This window comes from Dyella japonica, from assembly GCF_040545895.1.
GTDB classification, from domain to species: Bacteria; Pseudomonadota; Gammaproteobacteria; order Xanthomonadales; family Rhodanobacteraceae; genus Dyella; species Dyella japonica_D.
Window position 1 is genome coordinate 1,154,004 of record NZ_JBEPMU010000001.1, and the last position, 26,082, is coordinate 1,180,085.

Below are 26,082 nucleotides of genomic sequence, written 5' to 3' on the forward strand. Positions count from 1 at the left end.
TATCCCGGGGCTCGACGAAAGACGAAGACGCGCGCGCGCGCGCGCATCAGCGTGAGCCATCGGCAACGGCGGATGGCAACCGGCTCGCCGCGATGAGTTCAGCGTCCGCTGGACGCCTGCCGGCTCAGCTCGGTCAGTCCATGGCGTTCCATCATGGCGTAGACCTGTTCCCACCACCATCGGCGGTCCGCCTGCTCGATGGATGCGGATGGCACATGCACCAGATGTTCGAACGCCGCCCAGAGGTCTTCCTCCGGAGCATCGAGTATGGCCAAGCGGATCAGTTCGGCGTCCAGTTCTGCAAACTTGGTCGCCAGTTGTTCTCTGGAATAACGCACGTTCGTCGTACCATTGCCTGAGTCGCCAACCGTGGCACCGGCACCTTTCTATTCCATTTCGTCGCGGGTCGATGCACGAATCTGGCACGAATGGGTTCCTTGCCCTCGCCTTGCAGGCCGCGTCACTCGCCGACGCGGCCCCGCGCGCAATCACGTTCTCGGTCGCAAGCACCTTGCCGCTTGCGACCGGCGGCCTGCTCGCTTGACGCTGAATTCACCCCCGAAAGAGGAATCTTTTTTGGGTGTGACGTCGGATCGGCGCCTGCTCGATACGTCGGCTTTTCGCAGCCAATAACCCGCCCGGCGTTGGCTGCGCGATGTGCCCGATCCGGATGACATGCAAGCCACAGGGACACCCACGCATGGGAGATCCATCTGTCTCCGCGTTGTCGTGCGCGCCTGGTTTGCTATCGCTCGTTTCATCGCTCCACCCAAGCATTGGCGTCGCTGGCGCCAGGCTTCCGTTCCGCGCAACTCAACAAAGGTGCAAGCACATGGGCAGCAGCACGATCACCACGAAAGATGGCGTCGAGATTTTCTACAAGGACTGGGGCAAGGGCCAACCCATTGTCTTCAGTCACGGCTGGCCGCTGTCGGCGGACGACTGGGACGCACAGATGCTGTTCTTCCTCAGCAAGGGCTACCGTGTCATTGCGCATGACCGTCGCGGCCATGGCCGCTCCACGCAGACCGAAGACGGCAACGACATGGAACACTATGCCGACGACCTGGCTGCGCTCACCGAGAAGCTCGACCTGCACGATGCCATCCACGTCGGCCACTCCACCGGCGGCGGCGAAGTCGTGCACTACGTGGCCAAGCACGGCATGAAGCGCACGGCCAAGATCGTGCTGATCAGCGCGGTGCCGCCGATCATGGTCAAGACCAAGGACAACCCCGACGGCACGCCGCTGGAAGTGTTCGACGGCTTCCGCGAGGCGCTCGCGGCCAACCGCGCGCAGTTCTACGTTGACGTCGCCTCGGGCCCGTTCTACGGCTTCAATCGACCGGGCGCCAAGCCGTCGCAGGGCATCATCGACAACTGGTGGCGCCAGGGCATGATGGGCGGCACCAAGGCCCATTACGACTGCATCAAGGCCTTCTCCGAAACCGACTTCACCGAAGACCTGAAGAAGATCGACAAGCCCGCGCTGGTGCTGCACGGCGACGACGACCAAGTGGTGCCGTACAAGGATGCGGGCGTGCTCTCGGCGAAGCTGCTGAAGAACGCGACGCTGAAGATCTATCCCGGCTTCCCGCACGGCGCACTGACCACGCACCACGACGTGATCAACAAGGACATACTGGAGTTCTTGAAGAGCTGACGCTTGTGCAGCCCCCGCGCCTGGGCGGGGGCTGCCTTTTCCGCGATACGACGCAGCGACCGATCAATCAGCGGAACAGGTTGGTCTTGGCCAGTTCGATCAGCTCGTCGCCGCGACCGTTGATCACGGTGCGCAACGCCCACAATCCAAACCCCTTGGCCTGTTCCAGCTTGATGCTCGGTGGCATGGCGAGTTCCTGCGTGTTGGTGACCACGTCGAGCAAGGCCGGGCCGTCATGCGCCAGGATGTCCTTCACCGCGGAGGGAAGATCCGCCGGATCTTCCACCCGAATCGCATGCACGCCCACCGCTCTGGCCATGGCGGCGAAGTCGGGATTCACCAGCGACGTACCGGTTTCGAGATAGCCGCCGGCCTTCATCTCCAGCGCCACGAAGCCGAGCGTGTGGTTGTTGAACACCACCACCTTGACTGGCAGCTTCTGCTGCACCAGGGTGAGGAAATCGCCCATCAACATGGTGAAACCGCCATCGCCGGAGAGGCTGATGATCTGCCGCTCCGGATACGTTGCCTGCGCGCCGACGGCCTGCGGCATCGCGTTCGCCATCGAGCCGTGCACCAGCGAACCGATGAGCCGGCGCTTGCCGTTCATGGTGAGGTAGCGCGCCGCCCAGATGGACGGCGTACCCACGTCGAAGGTGAACACGGCATCGTCCGCCGCCGCTTCGCTCACCAGCTTGGCGAGGTACTGTGGATGGATGGGTTTGCGCCCGCCCGTGGCCAGTTCGTCGAGGCCCTCGCGCGCCTTGCGGTAGTGCGCAAGGCACACATCGAGATACGCCCTGTCCTGCTTCGGCGTCAGCTTGGGCAATAGCGCGTCGATGGTGGCCTGCACGTCGCCCACCATGCCGACGTCCAGGCGAACGCGTCGCCCGAGGTTTTCCGCGCGCAGATCCACCTGCGCGACCTTGGCGTCGGTGGGATAGAACTGGCGATACGGAAAATCGGTGCCAAGCATCAGCAAGGTGTCGCAGTTCAACATGGCGTGATAGCCGGAGCTGAAACCGATCAGCCCGGTCATGCCCACGTCGTACGGATTGTCGTATTCCACGTATTCCTTGCCGCCAAACGCGTGCACGATCGGCGCCTTCAGCGTTTCGGCGAGTTTCACCACGGCATCGTGCGCACCCGCGCAGCCGCGCCCGCACAGCAGGGTGACGCGCTTGCCGCTGTTGAGCAGTTGCGCCAGGGCGTTGACGTCTTCTTCCGCCGGCACCACCACCGGCGGCTGCAGCGCCAGGGACGAACCTGCCGACGGCTTCGCGTTCAACTCGCGCAGGGCGACGTCGCCGGGAATGATCACTACGGCCACACCGCGCAAACCTACTGCCGCGCGGATGGCGCTTTCGAGCACACCGGGCAATTGCTCCGGACTGGACACGAGTTCGCAGTAATGGCTGCACTCGCGGAACAACGATTCCGGATGCGTTTCCTGGAAATAACCGCGACCAATTTCCGCACTGGGAATATGCGCCGCAATAGCCAGCACGGGCACGCGCGAACGATGGCAATCGAACAGGCCGTTGATGAGGTGCAGGTTGCCCGGGCCGCAACTGCCGGCACATACGGCCAGCTCGCCGGTGAGATGCGCCTCCGCGCCGGCCGCGAAGGCGGCGCTTTCTTCGTGGCGTACATGGATCCAGTCGATGTCGCCGCGCCGGCGCAGCGAATCGGTGATGCCGTTGAGGCTGTCTCCCACTACGCCGTAGATGCGGCGAACGCCGGCCACGTGCAGCGTTTCCGTTACGACATCGGCCACTTTCGTCGTTGCCATCGCTCGATTCCCTGCAAGGAGAAGATGCGTCGCACGCAGCGACGGGTTTCGTCGAGTATGGCGGCGGCAACGTGACAACCTTGTCAGCCCGCCTCGAACCAGAGGCGCATGCGCACCACCCGAACGGGTCGTGCGCATGCGCCGTACGGCACTACTTGGAAATCAGCAGCAACAGCGACTGGCCGCACTGGCCGTACGTGGTCCCTGCCCCGCCGATCAGCGTTTCACTGCCAGGGGCAACGAAAGTATTTGCGCCATCGTTCCAGTTGCAGGTATCGGTAACGCGATACCACTGCGTGCCCGACGGCGGCGCAGGCAAGGTGAAGGTGACGCTGCCCGACCAGCCGTTATAGGCGACGTAGATCGAATTGCTGTCGCCCAGCGAGGGACCGTTGATGGTGTACGCAATCGCGTAGTTGCTGGTGTTGTTCCAGTAGCTGCTGTCCGCCGCTGCGCCGCTGGGTTGGTACCACACCAGTTGGCTGCCGCTGTACCAGCTGGCAGGACGCAGCGCGGGATGTGCCTTGCGGAAGGCGATCAGGCGCTGGGCGTAGGTGTAGAAATTCGTCTGGTCGGTGGTCCAGCTGCTGCTGAGCCAGTTGGCGCTGGAATCGAGGTTGTAGGCGTTGTTGTTGCACTGGAGCGTGCGCAGGTGTTCGTCGCCGCCCTGCATCAGCGGCGTGCCTGCCGAGAGCATCTCGAACGCCATGCCCGTGCGCGCCGCGCGTCGCTGATCCAACGCCGTGCCGGTGCCCGCGGACATGCCCTGGTCCCAGCTGTAGTTGGTGCTGGTGCCGCCGTCGGACGGGCCGTACGGCCAGGCCTGACTGTTGTTGGCGCCATTGCACGAATAGACGTCCTTCAAGGTCATGCCGTCATGCACGTCGATGAAGTTCACCGAGTTCCACGGCGATCGTCCATTGGCCTGGAACAGGTTGGACGAACCGGAGAAGTCGTTCGCATCCTGCGTGATGTGGATGGTCATGCTGCCCAGTTCGTTCTGCGCCTGGCGCAGGCTGTCGCGGAACAGGCCGTTCCATTCGGACCAGCCTTGCGGGAAACCGCCAAGCTGATACGAATTGCCTCCGATGGCCCAGGGCTCCGCGAACAGATCCAGGCCGCTGCCGCCGCCGGACGGGCGCACGGTGAATTCGCGCAGGATGCGGTTGATGGCAACGTTCGAATCCGCTGCATCGAAGTTGTAGCCACCGCTCGGGCAGTTGGGTGCCGATGCGGTGTACGCACCATTGAGGCAGCTGTTGCCCAGCACCGAGGCGAGATCAAAACGGAAGCCATCCACGCCCATCGTGTTGGCCCAATACGCGAGCGAGTCCACGATCAGGTTCTGCGCCACCGTGTTGTACGTGTTGAAGTTCGCGCCCGTGCCGGTGTTGTCGTAGAAATATTGGTTGCCCGACGTGAGTTCGTAATAGGTACCGTTGTCGAGGCCGCGCCACGAATAGATCGTCGCCGTGGCGGGATCGCTGCCCGTCCACGTGCCGCCTTCGGCGGTGTGGTTGTAGACCACGTCCATGTAGACCTTGATGCCGGCGTTGTGGAACGCCTGCACCATCGCCTGGAATTCCGCCGTGGGGCCGCCGGGCGCCTTGTTGTACGCGTAGCGGCGATCGGGCGAGAAGTAGTTCTCGGTCATGTAGCCCCAGTAGTTCTGGTTGGCATCCGAGTTGGGCACCACGTCGTTGGCATCGTTCTGCGTTTCCTGCACGGGCAGGAATTCCACCGCGGTGACGCCGAGGCTGGCGAGATAGCTCGCCTTCAATCCCGCGCCGTAGTACGTGCCGCGATACTGCGCGGGAATGGAGCTGTCCTGTTCGGTGAAGCCGCGTACGTGCACTTCGTAGATCACGTCGTCTTTCTGCGCACGCGTGGGCTTGGTGCCCGTGCCCTGCGTGCTGGGCGCCAGCACCACGCCCTTGGGCGCGTAGATGCCGCTGTCGGTGGTGCGATAGCTGGCGCCGGAGGCAAACACGTTGCCGTTCTGGTTCGACGGGTTCTGCGGATCCTGGCTCACTTCCTGCGCATACGGATCGAGCAGCAGCTTGTTGGGATTGAAACGGTTGCCGCTGGCGTCGACATCAGCAACAAAGCCCGCCTGCGAGCCCTTGCCCCAGCTGCTGTTGTACGGCCAGTTGGGTCCCCACGCGCGATAGCCGTAATACACCGAGCCGGTGATGCCCGCGGCCTGGATCGACGACACCGGCACCGTCACCGCCCATACGCCGCTACCCACCGAACTGAGCGCATACGTGGTCGATTCCTGCACGCCGTAGCCGGCCGAATACAGGTACAGCACCACGCGCGTGGCGGTGGAGGAATAAACACGAAAGGTGATGCTGGTCTTCTGCGCGTTGTAGCTCGCGCCAAGACTCATGCTGTTGATGGCCGCGTGGACTGGTGTGGCGGGCACGGCGGCGAGCACCGCGCAGGCCAGCAGCGCGGCGAGGATCTTCGAGCACTTCATTGGGGTCAGCCTCCATCCTGCTTCGTTGACGATCAGGTCGAACAGCATCGACGCCATGGAGCGCATCCCTGCCGCGGCTGGCGGGCAAGCAACATCACTGTCGTTCGCAAGGCGAGGCTCGCCGCGCGTCTTCCCCTCGCGCAGCAGCCGTTCGGGCGGCAGTGCTGCGCATCGTAGAAAGCATCGCAATGCAGCAACCAGCGGTTGCATACGTATTCATTGCGAACGGCGTCCGCAAAACGTCACTCGCCGGTGGAGCGTTCCCACCGGGCGAGCTGTTCGCGCAAGGCGTCGTTGTCGGCCTTGAGTTCGGCGACCTCCGCGGTCAGCTCCGCAACGCGGCGGCGCAAGGTCGGCAGATCGTCGCCCTCGCCTGCCTCGGCTTCCTTCTTCGGCTTGCGCTTGGCGTCGCGCACGCGCTTGGCCGCCTGCTTGAGTTCGTCGTCGCCGGCCACGGCGGCGGCGCGCTGCTCTTCCTCGGGCAAGGTCGCCACCGCGGCAGCCGCGTTGATCGACAACACGCCAGATTTCACCGCCGCCACCACTTCGGGCGCGGCCTGTTTCTGGATCTTCTCGATCATCACCACCTGGCTGTTGCTGAGCCGCGCCTCGCGTGCGATGGCCTGACGACTGGGCAGCGGTTCGGGCTTGGCGGATGGCTCGGCCACGTCCGCCACGGGAGCCGATGCCGGCGCCTCCACCGCGACGGCCACGTCTTCTTCCACGGGCTTGGCGCGCGAGCGGCGCTCCTGCAGGATCTCGCGCTTGCGCAGCGCCAGCACGCCGCGCTGGAAGTCGGACACGCTGCGCCGCCCCAGGTGTTGCTCGATCATCCACAGGTGCACGTCTTCCATCGACTGGAAGCGCGTGTTCTGCACCGTGTTGAACGGCAGGTCGTGCTTGCGGCAGATGCCGTAGCGGTTGTGGCCATCCACCAGCACATTGCCCCACAGCACCAGCGAGTCGCGGCAGCCTTCCGCGAGCAGGCTGCGCTCCAGCGCCTCGTATTCGTCGGGCGTAAGCGGATCGATATAGGCCTTGAGTTCTTCGTTGACGACGATGTCCATGGGGTCGGGCAAGAGCAGGCAAAGGGGCGGCATTGTAGAGAACCTGCGCCGCTGTTTCGCGACTTGTCACGAGCGCCGGAACGTGCACCACAACGGGGGCGCCGGCTCTGCTACCTTGCAGGCTTTACGACCTGGGGGTTTCCATGCTGCTGCGCCACTGCCTTGCCCTTGCCCTTGCGCTTGCCGTCTCGCTGTCCGCTGCCGTGGCAGCCGACGAAACCAAGCCTGCGCACACGCCCTCGCCCAAGGAACTGCTGGCCAAGTCGCAACCGCTTGAATGGCGCACGCCTGATCCGCAGAACCTGCTGGTGATGCAGCTGCCGCAAGGGCGTGTGCTGATCGAGCTGGCGCCAGATTTCGCGCCGCTGCATGCCGCCAATATCCGCACCATGGCGCACGAGCACTACTACGACGGGCTGGCCATCGTGCGCGTGCACGACAACTTCGTCACCCAATGGGGTGACCCCGCCAGCGACGACAACGGCGACAAGAGCAAGCTCAAGTCGCTGGGATCGGCCAAGGACAAGCTGCCGCCGGAATACACACGCCCGTACGACGCCAAGCTTCCGTTCACGCCGTTGAAGGATGGCGATTTCTACGCGCCGGAAGTCGGCTTCTCCGAAGGCTTTCCCACCGCGCGCGACAAGGCCAAGCAGCAGGAATGGCTCACCCATTGCTACGGCATGGTGGGCGTGGGACGCGACATCGATCCGGAAACCGGCAGCGGCAGCGAGCTCTATGCCGTGATAGGCCAGGCACCGCGCGCGCTCGATCGCAACATCGCCGTGGTGGGCCGCGTGCTGCAGGGCATGGAATATCTCTCCGGCCTGCCGCGCGGCACCGGTCCGCTGGGCTTCTACGAGAAGCCCGAGCAGCGCGTGGCGATCGGCTCCGTGCGACTGGCTGCGGACCTGCCGGCCAATCAGCGCCCGACCATCGAAGTGCTGCGCACCGACAGCGCCACCTTCGCCGCGCTGGTGGATGCCAAACGCAACCGCCTCGACGATTTCTACCGCCTGCCCGTGGGCAAGGTGGATATCTGCAGCGTGAGCATTCCGGTGCGCGACACCAAGACATCGCATTGATATGGATGAACCCTGCCCCAGGCTCGTCACCGCATGACGACACGCCCTTCACCGGGCAAGACGGCAGGATGTCGTTGCAATATCGCGGTGGGAGTCATGCATGCGGCGGCGCTGGAAAATAGTGACATGGATCATCGGCGTCTGTCTGGCGCTGGTCGTGGTGTTGTTGGTCGTCATCGCCACGTTCGACTGGAATCGCCTCAAGCCCACCATCAATGCCCGTGTCAGTGAAACGATTGGACGGCCATTTGCCATCAATGGCGACTTGAGCGTGCGCTGGCGACGCGAGGAGCGCGCCAGCGGCATGGAGAGCTGGGTGCCGTGGCCGGAGTTCGTGGCGCAGAACATCAGCGTCGGCAATCCAGACTGGACCGGCCAGCCGCATTTCGCGCAACTGGACGCGCTGCGCTTTCGCATCTCGCCGCTGCCGTTGATCGTGCATCGGGTGGAAATTCCGGTGCTCTACCTCACCCAGCCCAGCATTGACCTGGAACGCAATGCGCAAGGCCAGGCCAACTGGGACTTCTCGTTCGCCAACGGCGGCGCGCCATCGGCGTGGACGCTCGACCTGCACGCCATCGGCTTCGACCGCGGCCATATCGCGCTCAACGATGCCATCAGCAAGACGGAACTGCAGATCACCATGGAGGCGCTGCAGCGGGCGATTCCTTATGGCGACATCGTGTCGCAACAATCGTCCGACGCGCGCGAACAGGCGAGCAAGACCGTCGGCGCCAGCGCCAAGACGGCGCTGGCCAAGGATGCGGGCAAGCAGGAAAACGAGCCCGGGCGCACCAATGCCGTCTACCAGTTTGCCTGGCAGGCATTGGGCAAGTATCAGGGCGCGGCCGTGGATGGCAATGGCAAGACGGGGGGCGTGCTGGCGTTGCAGCAGACCGATGAGCCCTTCCCGATCCAAGGCGACGTGCACGTGGGCGATACGCATATCGCGCTGGTGGGCACGCTCACCGATCCGCTGCATCTAGCCGCCCTCGATATCCGCCTGTGGTTCTCCGGCAGCAGCATGGCCAAGCTGTATCCGTTGATTGGTGTGACGCTGCCCGACACGCCGCCGTATGCGACCGAAGGCCATCTGCGCGCCAACCTCAAGCGCGGCGCCAGCCATTTCGAGTACGACCATTTCCGTGGGCGCGTGGGCGGCAGTGATCTGGAAGGCGATCTGGCCTTCGACACCGGCGGCGCGCGCCCGAAACTCAGCGGCACGGTGACCTCGCAGCTGCTGCGTTTCTCCGACCTGGCGCCGCTGATCGGCGCCGATTCCAACAGCGAGAAAGAACTGCGCGGCGACGCCACGCCGCAGCCCACCGACAAGGTGTTGCCCATCGAGCCCTTCCGCACCGATCGCTGGCGCGCCATGGATGCCGACGTCACCTTCAGCGCCAACAAGATCGTGCGCGACACCGCGCTGCCCATCCACGCGCTGTCGACGCACCTGGTGATGGACAACGGCGTGCTCACGCTCAATCCACTGGGCTTCGATTTCGCCAGCGGGAAAATCGACAGCAACCTGCGCCTGGACGGCAGCACCACGCCGATGAAGGGCGACATCAAGCTCAAGGCGCGGCATCTGAAACTCAAGGAACTGTTTCCCAAGTTCGAGCCGATGCAGACCAGCTTCGGCGAGATCAACGGCGATGCCGCGCTGAATGCGCGCGGCAATTCGGTGGGCGAGCTGATGGGCACGTCCACCGGCGAACTCAAGTTATTGATGAACGATGGCGCCATCAGCAAGACGCTGCTGGAGACGGCTGGCCTGAATGTGGCCAACGTGGTGATCGCCAAGCTGTTCGGCGACAAGACGGTGAAGATCAACTGTGCCGCGTCGGACCTGTCGGCCACGAACGGTCTCTATCAGACGCAGCTGTTCGTGTTCGACACCGAAGACGCCACCATCCGCGTGGAAGGCACCGTGAACTTCGCCAACGAGAAGCTCGACCTCGACGTGCGGCCGGAGTCGAAGGGGTTGCGCATCCTCTCGCTGCGTTCGCCGCTGTACGTGAAGGGCACGCTGAAGAATCCGGACGTGGGCGTGCAGCCGGGGCCGCTGATCCTGCGCGGCGGCGGCGCGCTGGCGCTGGGCGTTCTGGCGGCACCGGTGGCGGCGCTGCTTCCGCTGGTGGCCACCAGCAAGGGCGAGCCGGACAACACCTGCGCCACCGTGCTGGAGCAAATGCGCGGCGCATCCAAGGCACGCCCGGCGCCTTTGCCGAGCAAGACCAAGGCGTCGACCACGCACTGAATTGCGTCGGCAACGCTAGAATGTCGGGTCTCCCCTCGCCGACATTCGCGCATGCAACCGGTCAACAAGGCCCGCTGGCAGATCCATTTCTGCGTCCTGCTGTGGGGCTTCACCGCCATCCTTGGCAAACTGATCACCTTGCCGGCGCTGCAGCTGGTGTGGTGGCGCATGCTGCTGGTGTCCGGCGCGCTGTTGCTGATGCCCAAGGTGTGGCGCGGGCTGAAGGCGATGCCCGCGAAACTGCGCTGGGGCTATGCCGGCATCGGCGTGCTGGTGTCGCTGCACTGGCTGACGTTCTACGCGGCCATCAAGCTGGCCAATGCCTCGGTGGGTGCCACCTGCATCGCGCTGGGGCCGGTATTTCTTTCGCTGGTGGAACCGTGGATCGCCCGTCGCAAGTTCGATCCGCGCGAGCTGCTGATTGGCGTGGCCGTGGTGCCCGGCGTGGCGATGGTGGTGGGCGGCGTGCCGACGGACATGCGCCTGGGCATCGCGGTGGGCGCGTTGTCGGCGCTGCTGGTGGCGCTGTTCAGTGCGTTCAACAAGCGGCTGGTGGAACACGGCGACCCACTCACGGTGACCTGCATCGAGCTGGGCACCGGCACGCTGTTCCTCACCCTGTTGGCGCCACTGCTGCCGCATGCGGGACCGGCCTTCGTGCTGCCGAGCCTGCACGACGCCACGCTGCTGGTGGTGCTCTCCTTCGGCTGCACGCTGCTGCCCTTTGCCCTGGCCCTGGTGGCGCTGCGCCACATGACGGCCTTCGGCACGCAGATGGTGACCAACCTCGAACCGGTCTATGCCATCGTGCTCGCCATCGTGCTGCTGGGCGAGCAGCGCCAGCTGGATGGCTGGTTCTATGCGGGCGTGGCGGTGATCCTGGCCGCCGTGTTCATGCACCCGCTGCTGACGCGCAAGCAGGCGGCGCCCTCGCAGCCCGAGCTGCTGGGCACTGCCGAAAGCCACAGTGTGGTTGAATAGGCTGCCGTCGCGGCGATGAGGCCGGTCCTTTCCTGCGACACCTGGTGACCAGCGCGACGCCTCGCGTCGCCTCACGGCAGTCGGGGGAGGTGCTTGCGATGACGACGGGCGGTTACGCAAAACTCTTGCGGCGCGAATGGTTCCTTTCCATCAGCGTCGCCACGTCCATCGCCTTTATCTGCTTCGGCACGCGCCTGTTGGAAGGGCTCGACCGTCCGCTGTGGCTGGCGGTGATCTTCGTATGGCTGTTCGCGGTGATCCTCGGTTCGGCACTGGCCGTGGTGCGTCACGCGGAGCATCTGGGCGAACGCCTGGGCGAGCCTTACGGCACGCTGGTGCTGACGCTGTCGATCACCGCCATCGAGGTGGTCAGCATCACCGCCATCATGCTGCACGGGGCGAACAACCCCACACTGGCACGCGACACCTTGTTCGCCGTCACCATGATCGTGCTCAACGGCATGGTGGGCTTGTCGTTGCTGGTCGGCGGCTGGCGGCATCGCGAGCAGCACTACAACCTGCAAGGCGCGAATGCCTACCTCAGCGTGGTGATTCCGCTCGGCATCCTGGCGCTGGTGATGCCAAACTACGCCGGTCCCCTGCAGCATGCACTCTCGTTCGCGCAGGAGGCTTTCCTGGCCGTGGTCTGCACCGGCCTTTACATCGCCTTCCTTGGCCTGCAGACGCGCCGACACCGCGCCTATTTCGCAACCTTGGAGGAAGACGACGCGGCAGCGACGGTGATGCATGGCGGCACCGCGCGCACCGTGTTCCACGCGCTGGCCCTGGCGGCCTACATGATTCCCGTGGTGTACCTGGCGGAAAAACTCGCGCACCCGGTGGATTACGTGGTGGAAACGCTGGGCAAACCTGCCGCGCTGGCGGGACTGGTGATGGCCGTGCTGGTGGCCACGCCCGAAGGCATCGGCGCCGTGCGTGCCGCGCGCCACAACCACATGCAGCGCTCGGTGAACATTTTCCTGGGTTCGGTGCTGTCGACCATCGGCCTCACCATTCCGGCCATTCTCATCATCAGCCACTTCACGGCGCATCCCATTGAACTGGGCCTGCAGCGCACTGACCTGGTGTTGTTCCTGCTGACGCTCACGGTGAGCCTGGTGACGTTTTCCAGCGGGCACACCAACGTGCTGCAGGGCGCCGTGCACCTGATCCTGTTCGTGGCCTACCTGTTCTACATGTTCCAGGGTTGAGGCCACCGTTACCCGGCGTGCCCCGGGGCCAATCATGTGCTCGGCTTTTCCTTCACGTTCGCCGCGCCATCGTTTGCCCTACTCCCCCTATCCCCGCTGGAGAGCCCTATCCATGAAGATCGCCTTGTTCGGCGCGACAGGCCATGTCGGTCACGCCATTCTCGACGAAGCCCTGGCCCGTGGCGCCGAGGTCACGGCCATCGTGCGCGACCCGTCGCGCCTGGCCACGAAGGATGCCCGTGTCACGGTGGTCACCGGCGACATCGCCGATCCCCAGAGCTGGCTGGATGCCGTGCGCGGCGCCGACGTGCTCATCGTGAGCATCTCGGCCCGTCGCGATGGCTCCAATGACGAAGTGCCTGCAAAAGCCGCCACGGTGCTGGACTATCTGCCCAAGGCCGGCGTGAAACGCCTCGTGTGGGTGGGCGGCGCGGCCTCGCTGGAAACATCGCCCGGCGTGCGCGTCATCGACGACCCGCACTTTCCGGAAGCCTGGAAGGGAGAAGCGCTGGGACAGATCAAGGCGCTGGAAGTGTTCCTCCACAGCAAGAGCGACGTGCAATGGACGTATATCAGTCCGGCGGCGCTGCTCGAAGACGGACCGCGCACGGGCAAATACCGCGTGGGCAGCGATCAGTTGCTGGTGGATGGCCATGGCAAGAGCCACATCAGCGTGGCCGATTACGCCGTCGCCCTGCTGGACCGCGTCGACAAGAACGATGCGCGCAGGCAGCGGATCACGGTGGCGTACTGAGGCCGCGTTGCCGGCGCGCCTTCACGCGTCAGCGGCCATGGCAGCTCGCCCAAAGGCGCTGGATCTCAGCGCCTTTCGTTTCATGCCAACGCGAGGCGGCCGATCAGAACCACATCCGCACGCCGGCCACCCACGTCGTCTCGTATGCATGCACTGGCGGCATGCCGGGCACGTCGTCGATCTGTCCAAAGCGCCGCGTCCAGTCCACGCCAACGTAGGGCGCGAATTTCCGCGTGACCTCGTAGCGCAGACGCAAGCCCGCCTCCACATTCGAAAGACCCGAGGAAATGCCCCGCTGCGGATCGTCCTTGCCATAGAGGTTGAGTTCCACTTTCGGCGTGAGGATCAACTTCTGGGTGAAGCGCATGTCGTAGCTGGTTTCCAGGCGAAGCGCGGTTCTGCCTTCTTCGCCCACGTAGAACGCGGCCTGCGTTTCGAACCAGTACGGCGCGAGCCCTTCCACACCCAGCGCCAGCCACTGGCGATTCGGGCCCTGGCCAAAATCCTGGCGCGCGCCCAGTTGCCAGTCCCAGAAGCTCGTCCACGCGTGACTCCATAGCGCTTCGAAGCGCGCATCCTGCGTGCCATCGTTGCCGCGCTCGCCTTCGGTCTTCAGCCACAGGCGATCGATGGCATTGCCATACCAGCCTTCGGCTTCCCAATTCGTTGCGTAGTCGCCGGAGGTGCTGCGGCTGCGTTCGAGGCGATCGACCAGCAGCATGCCAAGCGGTTCGTTGTCGTCCATCTGCATCATCGCGTTCATCTGCGACGGCGACATGTCGTGCAGCACCGTCTGCGGGGTCGATGGCGGCACGTGATCGTTCGGCGGCAACGCGTTGGCATCCATGGTGGCCATGTCGTGTCCGGCGTGCTGCGAACTGTCCTGCGGTGCCGTGGCCTGATGGTTTTCTTGCGATGGCGGCATCGACATGCCCGGCATGTCCTGCATGTCCATGCTTTGCGCCCATGCGGCTACGGGAAGCGCGGCGACGCACGCGGCGATCCAGAGTGAAAGCGTGCGGTTCATGCCACCACCACTTCGCGGAACATGCCCGCCTCCATGTGATAGAGCAGATGACAGTGATAGGCCCAGCGCCCCATGGCGTCCGCACTCACGCGATAGGCCACGCGCTGCGCGGGCTGCACCATCACCGTGTGTTTGCGCGCCTGGAAGCCGCCATCCGGCGATTCGAGTTCGCTCCACATGCCATGCAGATGGATGGGGTGGGTCATCATGGTGTCGTTCACCAGCACGATGCGCACATGCTCGCCGTAGCGCAGGCGTAACGGCTCGGCGCTCGAGTGGCGCTTGCCGTCGAACGACCAGAGATAACGTTCCATATTGCCGGTGAGACGCAGCGTCAACTCGCGATCCACGCGCGACGAAATGGGCGCATCGACGGCATGCAGGTCGGCATAGGTCAGCACGCGACGACCGTTGTCGCGCAGGCCAACGCCCGGATCGTCGAGGTTGCCGCGCGGCGTCGCCACGCGCATGTCCACCTCGGGGCCTGTCTTCAGTGGTTCGGTCGGCGTATCCGCGTGCGACATCGCCATGCCGGGCATGGCCATCATGTCCATGCCGGACATGTCGTGCCCCATGCTGCCGTGATCCATCGCGCCCATCATGTCGCCCATGCTGAGCAGCGGGCGCGGCTCCAGCGCCGGCACGTCGGCCGCCATGCCGGCCCGCGGCGCCAGCGTGGCGCGTGCGAAGCCGGTGCGATCCATGCTCTGCGCGAAGATGGTCCACGCGCGATCGGCCGACGGCTGCACAATCACGTCGTAGGTCTCGGCGGTGCCGATGCGAAATTCATCCACGGTCACCGGTTCGATCGCCTGGCCATCGGCAGCGACCACCGTCATGCTCAAGCCGGGAATGCGCACGTCGAAGAAAGTCATCGACGAACCATTGATGAAGCGCAGGCGCACTTTCTCGCCGGCGTTGAACACACCGGTCCAGTTGCCAGCCGGCGTGCAACCGTTGGTCAAATACGTATAGGCGACGGAAGAGACGTCGGCCAGGTCGGTGGGATCCATGCGCATCTGGTTCCACATGCGGCGTTCGTCAAGCGCCTGGGCGATGCTCGCGCCATGGGCGTCATGCATGAAGTCGCCCGCGGTGCGCTTGCCGACGTTGTAGTAGCCGCTCTGCTTTTTCAGGTTGGCGTAGATCGTTTCCGGATCGAGATCGGTCCAGTCGTTGAGCATCACCACGTAATCGCGGTCGGCCGGATAACGCTCACCATCGCGCGGTTCGACCACGATGGGACCGAGCAGGCCGGTCTGCTCCTGGAAGCGCGAATGACTGTGATACCAGTACGTGCCGGACTGGTTCACGGTGAACCGATAGGTGTATTCGCCACCAGCGGGAATGCCCTCGAAACTCAGGCCCGGCACACCATCCATATCGGCCGGCAACACGATGCCGTGCCAATGGATGGAACTGGTGACCTTGAGCCGATTGCGCACGCGCAACGTCACCGTGTCGCCCTGCCGCCAGCGCAGCAGCGGCGCCGGCAATTGGCCGTTCACGACAGTGGCGATGCGTCTGCGCCCGGTGAAGTCGACCGGCAGCTCGCCGATCTCCAGCTCGAAGTGATTGCCGCGCAACTCTGCGCGCGGCGTCGTCACCTGCGCCATCGCGTTGCCGCGCCAAAGCCCCAGCCCGGCGGCGACGCCGCCGAGCGCGAGCCCCTGTACGAAACGCCGACGCGGCATCTGGAATCCGCGCGGTTCCTGCTTGTTCATTGCCTTGCTCCGTGTCGCGCGCCTGCATGCAGGCGCATCGAATCGGCCGGCGCGTGCCGGCCCGCTGCCTTCAACGGAGAATCAAGCGACCGGTGGCCGCAGCGGCGGATCGTAGACGGGTTGCGGTGCAGCTTCGCCATGCGACTGCCGCGGCGACGAGTCCGCCTGCACGTGCAGCACGTGCGGCACCATCGATTCCGGCACGCTTGCTGGCGCGTGCGCGCAACAGCCGTCGGACATGATGTTCGACGTGTGCGTGGCCATGTGATCGGGCGACGCATGTTGCATGCCCATCACGCCCATCGCCGCCGTCGCCTGAGGGCAGCAATCGTCACGCTGCGGCATCGCCCAGGCCATGCTGGACAGCGCCAGCCACGCGCATAGGGCCAGCACCAGCAAGGTGCGGCAGCGGCGTAGGTGGCGGAAGAGGTGGCGGGTCATGGGGCAAGCATAGCGATGGGGTGGTTGGTGGCTCAACTCTGGAGGTGGGTCTTGTTGGGTTGGGGCTTGTGTTGGGGGGGGTGAGGTGGACTGGTTGCGGTGGTTTTGGGGTTTGTCATCGTGATGCTTCGAGGCGCGCCTAGCTCGTCATTCCTGCGAAAGCAGGAGGCGCTTTACAACAGCCGAATGGCTGGTCATCCAGTGACTTTGCGTCTGGTTGTCGCGATTTCTTAGCTCGCAATTTTGCCGCGCTGCCGCGATCTGGCCGCCTACGCAGCGGGCGTTTCGATCGGCTGCCGCCGCTCGAGTCACTTTTCTTTTGCTGGCCCAAAAGAAAAGTAACCCAAAGAAAATGGCCTTCAAGGCAAAGGCTCATAGCGTTCTGTGGGATACGAGCCTTGCAGGTTTTGGAGCCCGGAACGTCACGATCCCTCTAATCGACGCGGCGGCTACACCGCAACGCGCCGGGGCGAAGAGGGCTTAAAGCAGGATGTCGCTGCGCTACCCCATGGCTGCGATCGTTGGATCTTCGCCAAGCACCGCACCTCTCCCTCTCCCCTTGTGGGAGAGGGTCGGGGAGAGGGGGCGGGTGCTCGCGAAAGCGCAGCTAATTCGCGCTTTGTTCTTGGCTCTACGGGTCCCCGTATGACAGCGGCGGGCGGGTGGAGGAAAGCCCGCAGGGTGGCCGCAGGGATGCGGCCAGTTTTTCGACAGGACACGGATGTCCTGTCGAAAAACCCCGTAACCCGCACGCGGACCTTCCGTCCGCAGGACGGAAGGCGCGTCATCCGGGGGGCCCTTTCTTTGGGTTACTTTTCTTTGGGCAAGCAAAGAAAAGTGACCCAGCCTGCGGCAGCAGGTCGGAAGCCCGCCGCAGGCGAGCAACCTAGCCATATCGCGACAATCAAACACCGAGGCTCTGGATGACCAGCCTTCGGTTGTTGAAAAGCGCCTCCGGCCTGCGCCGGGATGACGAGCAGGTCACTGCACCGCGACAAGAGCCAAAAAGCGCATGGCGACACCCTACCCCTATACTGTCCCACCACCCGGCCCCTCCCCACCATGAACTATCGCCACGCCTACCACGCCGGCAACTTCGCCGATGTCCTCAAGCACAGCGTGCTGTTCGCGCTGATCGAGGCCATGCAGGCAAAAGCCACGCCGTTTGCCTTCATCGACACGCATGCCGGCAGCGGCTGCTATGCCCTGGACAGCACGGAGGCGGGCAAGACGGGGGAATACAAGGATGGCATCTCGCGCCTGCTGTTTCCCGACCTGCATCCGAACAACGGCAAGGCCCATGCCCTGCCTCCGCTGTTGCGCCGCTGGCTGGACGCCATCCTGCGCCTGCCGGGCAATGATCATGGCCTGAAGCTCTACCCGGGCTCGCCATTGCAGGCGGCCAACGCGATGCGCGAGAGCGACAGCGCGCAGCTGTGCGAACTGCATCCGGAAGAAGCCACGCGCTTGCGCGAGCTGTTCCATCACGACCATCGCGTGCACGTGCATCAGCGCAACGGCTACGAGGCGCTCAAGGCGCTGCTGCCGCCGAAGGAGAAGCGTGGCCTGGTGCTGATCGATCCGCCGTACGAAGCGCAGGAAGCGGAATACCGTGTGATCGAAAAGGCGCTCAAGGCCGCGCTGGAGCGCTGGCCTACCGGCGTGTATGCCGTGTGGTACCCGATCAAGCTGCGCAGCCAGGTTCAGCCGTTCCACCGGTGGCTGCAGCATTGCGGCGTGCGCCGCGTACTGCGTGCGGAATTGCTGGTGCATCCGGACGACTCGCCGTTGCGGCTCAATGGGTCGGGCATGGTGATCCTCAATGCCCCGTGGAAGCTGGACGAGGCCCTGCGCGACTCGCTACGCGTGATGGCGCCCATGCTGTCGCAGGAACGTCCCGCCCAGTGGCGGCTCGACTGGCTGGTGGAAGAAAGCGCCAGCTGAACGCGGCGCCGGACTTCCACCCGCTGTATACCCTCCGCGCGGCGAGCCCGTTAAGCTCAAACCAACCCACGCGGAATCCGGCCATGACCCACGTCACCAGCACACTCCTGCGCAGTGCCATTGCCCTGGCCATGCTGACGCTGGCCGCATGCGCACCCGCGCCGATCTACAAACCCTCGACCGCCACCGTGGCCACGGCGCCCAACATCGTGGCGCAGTCGCCCGACCGCTACGCCAACGCCGATGTGATCTGGGGCGGCACGGTGGTGCAGGTGAGCAATTTCCCCGACCGCAGCGAAGTGGAAATCGTGGCCTATCCATTGGACAGCTCGCAGCGACCCAAGCTGGACAACAACGGCGGCTGGGGCCGTTTCGTCGCGGTGATGCCGGGCTTCGTGGAGCCCTTCAATTACCCGACCGGCGCACTGATCACGCTGACCGGACGCATCACCGGCACGCGCCCCGGCAATGTGGGCCAGGCCGCCTACGTGTTCCCGACGGTGAGCGTGGCCCAGTCGCACGTGTGGACGGCTTCGGAGATGGAAGCGGGCAAGTCGAACGTGAGCTTCGGCATCGGCGTGGGCGGCGTCATACACTGAGACCACGCATAGCCGGCTAAACTCAATGCCTTCGTCCAAAGGAAGGCACGATGTCCGGTCAGGCAAACTCACTGAGGGCGATCCTGCTCGCCCTTGGCGCCAATTTCGCTATTTTCATCAGCAAGCTCGTGGCCGCGTTGATCACCGGCTCGGGCGCCATGCTGGCCGAGGCCGTGCATTCGCTGGCCGATTGCGGCAACCAGGGCTTGTTGCTGCTGGGCATGCGACAGGCCGATCGCCCGCCGTCGGATGAATATCCACTGGGCCAGGGCCGTGCACTGTATTTCTGGTCCTTCCTGGTCGCCATCCTGCTGTTCAGCGTCGGCGGCATGTTTTCGATCTACGAAGGCATCCACAAGCTCAACCATCCGGAGCCGCTGAAATGGGCGTGGCTGGCCATCGGCGTGCTGGCCTTCGGCGTCGTTGCCGAATCCATTTCCATGCACGGCTGCCTGCAGGAAGTGAACAAGGCGCGCGAAGGTCGCAGTCTGTGGCGCTGGTTTCGTGAAACGCGCTCAAGCGAGTTGCTGGTGATCTTCGGCGAGGATCTCGCCGCCCTGCTCGGCCTGACCATCGCGCTGCTCGCCGTGCTGGCCACCATGATCACCGGCAATCTGCTCTACGACGCCGCGGGCACCATCGCCATCGGCGCCTTGCTGATGCTGGTGGCCGTGGTGATTGCCAACAAGGTGAAGGATCTGCTGATCGGCCAGGGGGTGGAACCCAAGCGTCGCGAGGAGCTGATGGCCTTCATCAATGCGCGCCCGGAAGTGGATGTGGTGCTCAACCTGCTGACGCTGCAGATGGGTCCGGACGTGATGGTCGCCGTGAAGGCGCGCATGTCGCCGGCGCCCGATCAGACGACACTCATCGAAGCCATCAACAGCGTGGAACGCGCCATGAAGGCCCAGTTCCCGGATATCCGCTGGAGTTTCTTCGAGCCGGACATTGCCGACTGAGCGATACGCTCAGCGCTTGAGCTGCAACAGATCCCACTTGTTGCCATACAGATCCTGGAACACCACCACGGTGCCATAGGCCTCTTCGCGCGGTGTTTCGCAGAACGTGGCACCGGCCGCTTCCATGCGCCGGTAGTCGCGCCAGAAGTCGTCAGTGTGCAGCAGCAGGAACACGCGGCCGCCGGTCTGGTCGCCCACGCGCGCCGACTGCTCCGGCGTGGACGCCTTCGCCAACAGCACGCGCGTTTCGGCGGCGCCCTGGGGTGCCACCACTACCCAGCGCTTGCCACCGCCCATGTCGGTGTCTTCAATCAGCGTGAAGCCGAGCACGCGGGTGTACCAGTCGATGGCTTCGTCGTAGTCGGCCACGACGAGGGCGATGCTGCCGATGTACTGCTTCACGGGTAATGCTCCTTAGGATGGCGGCCACTCGCCCAGTTCCGCCTGCAGCTTCTTGGTGAGCTTGGCGCGGATCAGCCCGTAGGCCGTGCGGATCAGTGCCGACAGCTCGTCGGTGGTGAACCGCTTGGGCTCCACCACCGAAACCCAGCGGGCCCGGGCGAGATAGGGGGCAGCGATCATACCCGGCTGGTCGGTGAGTTCCAGGAAGCGCTCGTCCTCCACCTTGAAGGACACCCGTCCGCCGTCGGCGGGCATGACCGCGAACATCTTGCCGCCCACGCTGAAGACCAGGTCGGCGCCCCATTTGATGTCCTTGGTGACACCGGGCCAGCGGACGCAGAGCTTTTCGAGCTGTGCGGGCGTGATGCCTTTGGACGCAGTAGCCATGGATTTCACTCTCCCTCAACGCAGGCACGGACGTGCTGGCGCATTCTGCACGGGCCAGGGCGAGGCTCCCAGAAATCGCGACCCGGCGATCAATGCGGTGCGACATGACGTCAACAAAGAACACTGACTGGAAGGCCTTTTGTTCATGTTGCACTGCACACAGTACGGTAAAGTATGGGTATGACTCCTGCCATCGACTACTACTCCAATAGCCGCGCGCTCGTACCGCTGCGCAGCCCCGAGCGCTTCGCACGCCCTCGCCTGGTGGAAGTGGGCAAGCCGAAGGGTGAGCGAGTGCAGACCCATGACGGCCGCGAGCTGTTCCTGCGTGGCATCGAGCCCACGGACGTGGCCGCGCTGAAGCGCCAGTTCTCGCGCCTGTCGCCCGAGGACATCCGCCGCCGCTTCCTGCATTCCATGGGCGAACTGCCCGATTCGATGGCCTTTCGCCTTACCAACATCGATCCGGCCATCGAAACCGCCCTGGTGCTGATGGACGAAACCGTGCAGCCGGCCGAGTTGCGTGGCGTGGGCCGCATCTTCGTGGACGAGGCCGCCAACAGCGCCGAGTTCTCCGTGCTGGTCGAGCACGACTGGGCACGCCAGGGCCTGGGCGCCCTGCTCTTGCAGCGCCTGGTCGACGATTGCCGTCGCCGCGGCCTGAGCGAGATCTGGGGTTACGTACTGCTGGAAAACCGCCCCATGCTGGAGCTGTGCAAGGAGCTGGGCTTCGTGCACCGCTTGACGCCGGACGAGCCGGGCACCGCGCAGATCTCGCTGCAGCTCTGACGCGCCCTGGCACAAAGCCACGGGTTCTCGCTGCCCGGGCTTGTCGCGCCGAAGTACGTTCCCATATAGAGAAGTCCATCCGCCCCGGCTCATCCGGGGCGGTCGCGTTACACTTGCCCGCTTTCCAGCGCGGCCGGGTGCCGCGCCTCTGATTGTCGGGTTCGCATGACCAAGTCGATTCCCCACCCTTCCCTGCCCACCAATCCCAAGCAGCGCCGTTTCTGGACGTCGCCGCACGGTTCGTCGCGCGCGCTCCTGGTCGCCGAGGCCGCGCGCACGCACCAGGGACTGCTCGTCGCCGTCACCCGCGACACGCAACGGGCCAGTGCACTGGAAGACGAACTGCGCGTGTTCGCGGGCAACCTGCCGGTACTGCATTTCCCCGACTGGGAAACGCTGCCCTACGACGTGTTCAGCCCGCACCCGGACATCGTCTCGCAACGCATTGCCACGCTTTACCAGTTGCCCAACGTACAGCGCGGCGTGCTGGTGGTGCCCATCGCCACGCTGATGCAGCGCATCGCGCCGCGCAGCCACATCACCGGCGCTGGCCTGGTGGTGAGGAAGAAACAAAAGCTCGATCTGGCCGCCGAACAGCGCCGCCTGGAAGCGGCCGGCTACCGCAACGTGCCGCAGGTAGGCGAGCCCGGCGATTTCGCCGTGCGCGGCGCATTGATCGACATCTTCCCGATGGGCGCGGCCGAGCCGTACCGCATCGAGTTGTTCGACGATGAAGTGGAATCGATCCGCAGCTTCGATCCGGAAACGCAGCGCTCGCAGCAACAGGTGGAACACATCGAACTGCTGCCGGCGCGCGAATTCCCGCTGACGGAAAACGCCGCCAAGGACTTCCGCACGCGCCTGCGCGAGCGCTTTCCCATCGACGTGCGCCGCTGCCCGCTCTACCAGGACATGAAGGAAGGCGTGACGCCCGGCGGCATCGAATACTACCTGCCGATGTTCTTCGAGCAGACGGCCACGCTGTTCGACTACCTCGCCGACAATGCTGTATTCCTGCTGGGCGAAGGCGCGCTGGAATCGGCCGAACAGTTCTGGACGCAGACCGGCGAGCGTTACGACCAGCGCGCGCACGATATCGAACGTCCGGTGCTGCCGCCGGCGGAACTGTATCTGCCACCGGAACTGCTGCGCGAACAACTCAACAAGCGCCTGCGCATCGAAGTGGTGGAAAGCGGCCACGAGCATGCGTTGCCCACCGGCACGCAGCCTGCACCGGAACTGCCGCTCAATCGCAAGGGCGAAGAACCGGGCACGTCACTGCGTCATTTCCTGTCGAGCTATCCGGGACGGGTGTTGATCACGGCCGACTCGGCCGGCCGCCGTGAAGCGTTGATCGAGCAACTGGCCAGTGTGGGTCTGAAGCCCGAGACGATCGACAACTGGTCGGCCTTCCTCGACAACGACAAGCTGCGCCTCGCCATCACCATCGCGGGGCTCGAACAAGGTTTCGCGCTCAACGATCCCGCTTTCACCGTGCTCACCGAACGCGAACTGTTCGGCGAGCGCGTGCGCACGGAACGCAAGCGCCGCCGCGGCGCCGCGCGTGATCCGGAAAGCATTATCCGCGACCTCACCGAGCTGACCATCGGTGCGCCCATCGTCCACGTCGATCACGGCGTGGGTCGCTACCAGGGCCTGGTATCGATGGAACTGGGCGGCATGGAGGGCGAGTTCCTCACCATCGAATACGCCAAGGGCGACAAGCTCTACGTGCCGGTGGCGCAGCTCGGCCTGGTCAGCCGCTATACCGGCACCGCGCCGGAACTCGCGCCGCTGCATTCGCTGGGCGGCGATGCGTGGGAACGCGCGCGCAAGAAGGCCGCCGAGAAAGTACGCGACGTGGCGGCCGAACTGCTCGGCATCTACGCGCAGCGCGAAGCGCGCGGCGGCGAATCCATGCCTATCGATCGCCAGATGGTGGAGGAATTCGGCGCCACCTTCCCGTTCGAGGAAACGCCGGACCAGCTGCAGGCCATCGATTCGGTGCTGCACGATCTGGCCGCGCCACGCGCGATGGATCGCGTGATCTGCGGCGACGTGGGCTTCGGCAAAACCGAAGTGGCCTTGCGCGCCGCCTTCGCCGCTGCCACGGCCGGTCGCCAGGTCGCCGTGCTGGTGCCCACCACACTTCTCGCGCAACAGCACTACCGCAACTTCGCCGACCGCTTCGCCGACTGGCCGGTGAAGGTAGATGTGCTGTCACGCTTCAAGTCGGGCAAGGAAGTGAACGAGGCGCTGAAGCGCCTTGCCGACGGCCAGATCGACGTGATCGTGGGCACGCACAAGCTGCTCGCGCCGGAGATCAAGTTCAAGAACCTGGGCCTAGTCATCGTCGACGAGGAACAGCGCTTTGGCGTGCGCCAGAAGGAACAGCTGAAGAAGCTGCGCGCCGAAGTGGACCTGCTCACCATGACGGCCACGCCGATCCCGCGCACGCTCAACATGGCGATGAGCGGTTTGCGCGATCTCTCGTTGATCGCGACGCCGCCGGCGCATCGCATGGCGGTGCGCACCTTCATCGCGCAATGGGAACCGGCGCTGGCGCGCGAGGCCTTCCAGCGCGAGCTGCAACGCGGCGGCCAGGTGTATTTCCTGCACAACGAAGTGGACACCATCGAACGCGCCGCGCGCGAAGTGCAGGAACTGATCCCCGAAGCGCGCGTCGGCATCGCCCACGGCCAGATGGCCGAACGCGATCTGGAACGCGTGATGGCGGATTTCCATCGCCAGCGCTTCAACGTGCTGGTGTGCACCACCATCATCGAAACCGGCATCGACATTCCCACCGCCAACACCATCATCATCAATCGCGCCGACCGCTTCGGTCTTGCACAGCTGCACCAGCTGCGCGGCCGCGTGGGACGTTCGCACCATCGCGCGTATGCGTATCTCGTGGTGCCCGATCGCAAGGCGATGACGGCCGATGCCGAGAAACGCCTCGAAGCCATCGCCTCGCTGGAAGAGCTGGGTGCGGGCTTCACGCTCGCCACGCACGACCTGGAAATCCGCGGCGCCGGCGAACTATTGGGCGACGAGCAGTCGGGCCAGATCCAGGAAATCGGCTTCGGCCTCTACACCGAATTGCTCGAACGTGCCGTGCGCGCCCTGAAGTCCGGCAAGGTGCCCGACTTCGATCTGAGCAGCGAACACGAAACCGAAGTCGAGCTGCATCTGCCGGCCCTGATTCCCGACGACTACCTGCCCGACGTGCACACTCGCCTGACGCTCTACAAGCGCATCGCCAGTGCCCGCAACGAGGACCACCTGCGCGACCTGCAGGTGGAAATGATCGACCGCTTCGGCCTGCTGCCCGATCCGGCCAAGCAACTGTTCGCCGTTGCCCAGCTCAAGCTGATGGCCACGCCGCTGGGCATCCGCAAACTCGATTTCGGCGCCAACGGCGGACGCATCACCTTCCGCGACAAGCCGGAAGTGGATCCGATGGCGATCATCCGCCTGATCCAGGGGCAGCCGCGCGTGTACAAGCTCGATGGGCAGGACAAGTTGAAGGTGAACCTGGAGTTGCCTGGCGCTTCCGAACGTATTCGGTCGGCGCAGGAGGTGTTGGTGCAGTTGGGGGCGCGGCGGCTGGGTTGAATCGGCGACGCTTCTCTTTGCTTTTGCCTGCGTGCATAGACGCGAGGCATGCGCCTCTGCACCCAACTCGCCAATCCTGCTCCTCGCATAGGGGCGAGAGCAGGAGGCGCGTTTCAATGGCCGAAGACGCCCTAGCTCGTCATTCCTGCGAAGGCAGGGGGCGCTTTACAACAGCCGAAGGCTGGTCATCCAGTGACTTTGCGTTGCGGCTATCGCGACTCCTTTGATCGCGCTTTTGCAGCGCTGCCGCGATCTGGCCGCCTACGCGGCGGGCGTTTCGATCGGCTGCCGCCGGTCGAGTCACTTTTCTTTTGCTGGCCCAAAAGAAAAGTAACCCAAAGAAAATGGCCTTTAGAGCGAAGGGCTCGCAGCATCGTGTTGGGATAAGCCCGAACGCTCGAGGATGGTTGTGGCGGGACACCCATGGGAGGCCACATAGCGAGCACTCCCAAGCGCTGCGCAACGCGCCCGAATCGCAGAGGACTTAAAGCGGAGCCTCGCTCCGCATCGGCCTTTGCATTGACTTCGTTCTTCACGTCCTCTCCGTGCACGGCACTTCTCCCTCTCCCCTTGTGGGAGAGGGTTGGGGAGAGGGGGCGGGTGCTCGCGAAAAAGTTTCTATCTCGTGCTTTGGCTCTGAGTCCTTCGGGGTCCCCGTATGACAGCGGCGTGCGGGTGGAGGAAAGCCCGCAGGGTGGCCGCAGGGATGCGGCCAGTTTTTCGACAGGACACGGATATCCTGTCGAAAAACCCCGTAACCCGCTCGCGTACCTTCCGTCCTCAGGACGGAAGGCGCGTCATCCGGGGTGCCTTTTCTTTTGGCATTGCCACCATCTCGGTGGTTACTTTTCTTTGGGCAAGCAAAGAAAAGTGACCCGGACCGCGGCAGCGGTTCGG

General features: G+C 64.5%; 20 protein-coding genes. 11 read left to right on the forward strand and 9 right to left on the reverse strand.

Annotation, left to right across the window (positions count from 1 at the left end; genetic code table 11):
• Nucleotides 1-98: 98 nt before the first annotated feature.
• A complete protein-coding gene (locus ABIC75_RS05045) occupies nucleotides 99-338 on the reverse strand; it encodes a hypothetical protein (protein ID WP_354012750.1) in 240 nt (79 codons plus the stop codon).
• 494 nt (nucleotides 339-832) lie between these two features.
• Between ABIC75_RS05045 and ABIC75_RS05050 the strand changes: the two genes are divergently transcribed.
• Nucleotides 833-1,663 (forward strand): alpha/beta fold hydrolase, encoded by an 831-nt coding sequence (locus tag ABIC75_RS05050; RefSeq protein WP_354012751.1) that lies wholly within the window; start codon nucleotides 833-835, stop codon nucleotides 1,661-1,663.
• A 67-nt stretch (nucleotides 1,664-1,730) separates the two neighbouring features.
• On the opposite strand, the gene poxB is transcribed toward ABIC75_RS05050, so the two are convergent.
• The 3 genes from poxB to ABIC75_RS05065 form a co-directional block, all read right to left on the reverse strand.
• A complete protein-coding gene (gene poxB, locus ABIC75_RS05055; protein ID WP_436407886.1) occupies nucleotides 1,731-3,440 on the reverse strand; it encodes a ubiquinone-dependent pyruvate dehydrogenase in 1,710 nt (569 codons plus the stop codon).
• 166 nt (nucleotides 3,441-3,606) lie between these two features.
• Entirely contained in the window at nucleotides 3,607-5,994 is a 2,388-nt protein-coding gene (locus ABIC75_RS05060; RefSeq protein WP_354012753.1) for an isoamylase, read from the reverse strand.
• 185 nt (nucleotides 5,995-6,179) lie between these two features.
• Nucleotides 6,180-7,004: a plasmid replication/partition related protein gene (locus ABIC75_RS05065; RefSeq protein WP_354013072.1), complete on the reverse strand. Its 825-nt coding sequence runs from the start codon at nucleotides 7,002-7,004 to the stop codon at nucleotides 6,180-6,182.
• A gap of 143 nt (nucleotides 7,005-7,147) precedes the next feature.
• On the opposite strand from ABIC75_RS05065, the gene ABIC75_RS05070 reads away from it, so the two are divergent.
• The 5 genes from ABIC75_RS05070 to ABIC75_RS05090 all read left to right on the forward strand — a co-directional run bounded on the left by ABIC75_RS05070 (nucleotide 7,148) and on the right by ABIC75_RS05090 (nucleotide 13,295).
• Nucleotides 7,148-8,089, forward strand: a complete 942-nt coding sequence (locus ABIC75_RS05070; RefSeq protein ID WP_354012754.1) for a peptidylprolyl isomerase — start codon at nucleotides 7,148-7,150, stop codon at nucleotides 8,087-8,089.
• Between the two features lie 100 nt (nucleotides 8,090-8,189).
• Nucleotides 8,190-10,349: an AsmA family protein gene (locus ABIC75_RS05075; protein ID WP_354012755.1), complete on the forward strand. Its 2,160-nt coding sequence runs from the start codon at nucleotides 8,190-8,192 to the stop codon at nucleotides 10,347-10,349.
• Nucleotides 10,350-10,400: 51 nt separating this feature from the next.
• Complete coding sequence (locus tag ABIC75_RS05080; protein ID WP_354012756.1) at nucleotides 10,401-11,330, forward strand: DMT family transporter; 930 nt, start codon at nucleotides 10,401-10,403, stop codon at nucleotides 11,328-11,330.
• A gap of 98 nt (nucleotides 11,331-11,428) precedes the next feature.
• Nucleotides 11,429-12,541 (forward strand): calcium:proton antiporter, encoded by a 1,113-nt coding sequence (locus ABIC75_RS05085; protein ID WP_354012757.1) that lies wholly within the window; start codon nucleotides 11,429-11,431, stop codon nucleotides 12,539-12,541.
• Nucleotides 12,542-12,653: 112 nt separating this feature from the next.
• Nucleotides 12,654-13,295: an NAD(P)-dependent oxidoreductase gene (locus ABIC75_RS05090; RefSeq protein WP_354012758.1), complete on the forward strand. Its 642-nt coding sequence runs from the start codon at nucleotides 12,654-12,656 to the stop codon at nucleotides 13,293-13,295.
• Between the two features lie 103 nt (nucleotides 13,296-13,398).
• On the opposite strand, the gene ABIC75_RS05095 is transcribed toward ABIC75_RS05090, so the two are convergent.
• From ABIC75_RS05095 to ABIC75_RS05105, 3 genes are all read right to left on the reverse strand, one after another.
• Complete coding sequence (locus tag ABIC75_RS05095; protein ID WP_354012759.1) at nucleotides 13,399-14,322, reverse strand: copper resistance protein B; 924 nt, start codon at nucleotides 14,320-14,322, stop codon at nucleotides 13,399-13,401.
• On the reverse strand, nucleotides 14,319-16,046 hold the full coding sequence (locus ABIC75_RS05100; RefSeq protein WP_354012760.1) for a copper resistance system multicopper oxidase: 1,728 nt from the start codon (nucleotides 16,044-16,046) through the stop codon (nucleotides 14,319-14,321). The genes ABIC75_RS05095 and ABIC75_RS05100 overlap by 4 nt, the downstream gene beginning before the upstream one ends.
• An 81-nt stretch (nucleotides 16,047-16,127) precedes the next feature.
• Complete coding sequence (locus ABIC75_RS05105; protein WP_354012761.1) at nucleotides 16,128-16,487, reverse strand: hypothetical protein; 360 nt, start codon at nucleotides 16,485-16,487, stop codon at nucleotides 16,128-16,130.
• 1,062 nt (nucleotides 16,488-17,549) lie between these two features.
• Between ABIC75_RS05105 and ABIC75_RS05110 the strand changes: the two genes are divergently transcribed.
• The 3 genes from ABIC75_RS05110 to ABIC75_RS05120 all read left to right on the forward strand — a co-directional run bounded on the left by ABIC75_RS05110 (nucleotide 17,550) and on the right by ABIC75_RS05120 (nucleotide 19,989).
• Complete coding sequence (locus ABIC75_RS05110) at nucleotides 17,550-18,431, forward strand: 23S rRNA (adenine(2030)-N(6))-methyltransferase RlmJ (protein WP_354012762.1); 882 nt, start codon at nucleotides 17,550-17,552, stop codon at nucleotides 18,429-18,431.
• Nucleotides 18,432-18,514: 83 nt separating this feature from the next.
• Entirely contained in the window at nucleotides 18,515-19,030 is a 516-nt protein-coding gene (locus ABIC75_RS05115) for a Slp family lipoprotein (protein ID WP_354012763.1), read from the forward strand.
• 50 nt (nucleotides 19,031-19,080) lie between these two features.
• Nucleotides 19,081-19,989, forward strand: a complete 909-nt coding sequence (locus ABIC75_RS05120) for a cation diffusion facilitator family transporter (protein ID WP_354012764.1) — start codon at nucleotides 19,081-19,083, stop codon at nucleotides 19,987-19,989.
• A gap of 9 nt (nucleotides 19,990-19,998) precedes the next feature.
• On the opposite strand, the gene ABIC75_RS05125 is transcribed toward ABIC75_RS05120, so the two are convergent.
• The gene (locus ABIC75_RS05125; RefSeq protein ID WP_354012765.1) at nucleotides 19,999-20,391 is read right to left on the reverse strand and encodes a VOC family protein; all 393 of its coding nucleotides are present in this window, start codon (nucleotides 20,389-20,391) and stop codon (nucleotides 19,999-20,001) included.
• A 12-nt stretch (nucleotides 20,392-20,403) separates the two neighbouring features.
• Complete coding sequence (locus ABIC75_RS05130; protein ID WP_354012766.1) at nucleotides 20,404-20,778, reverse strand: MmcQ/YjbR family DNA-binding protein; 375 nt, start codon at nucleotides 20,776-20,778, stop codon at nucleotides 20,404-20,406.
• A gap of 180 nt (nucleotides 20,779-20,958) precedes the next feature.
• Between ABIC75_RS05130 and ABIC75_RS05135 the strand changes: the two genes are divergently transcribed.
• Both ABIC75_RS05135 and mfd read left to right on the forward strand, forming a co-directional pair.
• Nucleotides 20,959-21,567 (forward strand): GNAT family N-acetyltransferase, encoded by a 609-nt coding sequence (locus tag ABIC75_RS05135; protein WP_354012767.1) that lies wholly within the window; start codon nucleotides 20,959-20,961, stop codon nucleotides 21,565-21,567.
• 165 nt (nucleotides 21,568-21,732) lie between these two features.
• A complete protein-coding gene (gene mfd, locus ABIC75_RS05140; protein WP_354012768.1) occupies nucleotides 21,733-25,185 on the forward strand; it encodes a transcription-repair coupling factor in 3,453 nt (1,150 codons plus the stop codon).
• Nucleotides 25,186-26,082: the final 897 nt, after the last annotated feature.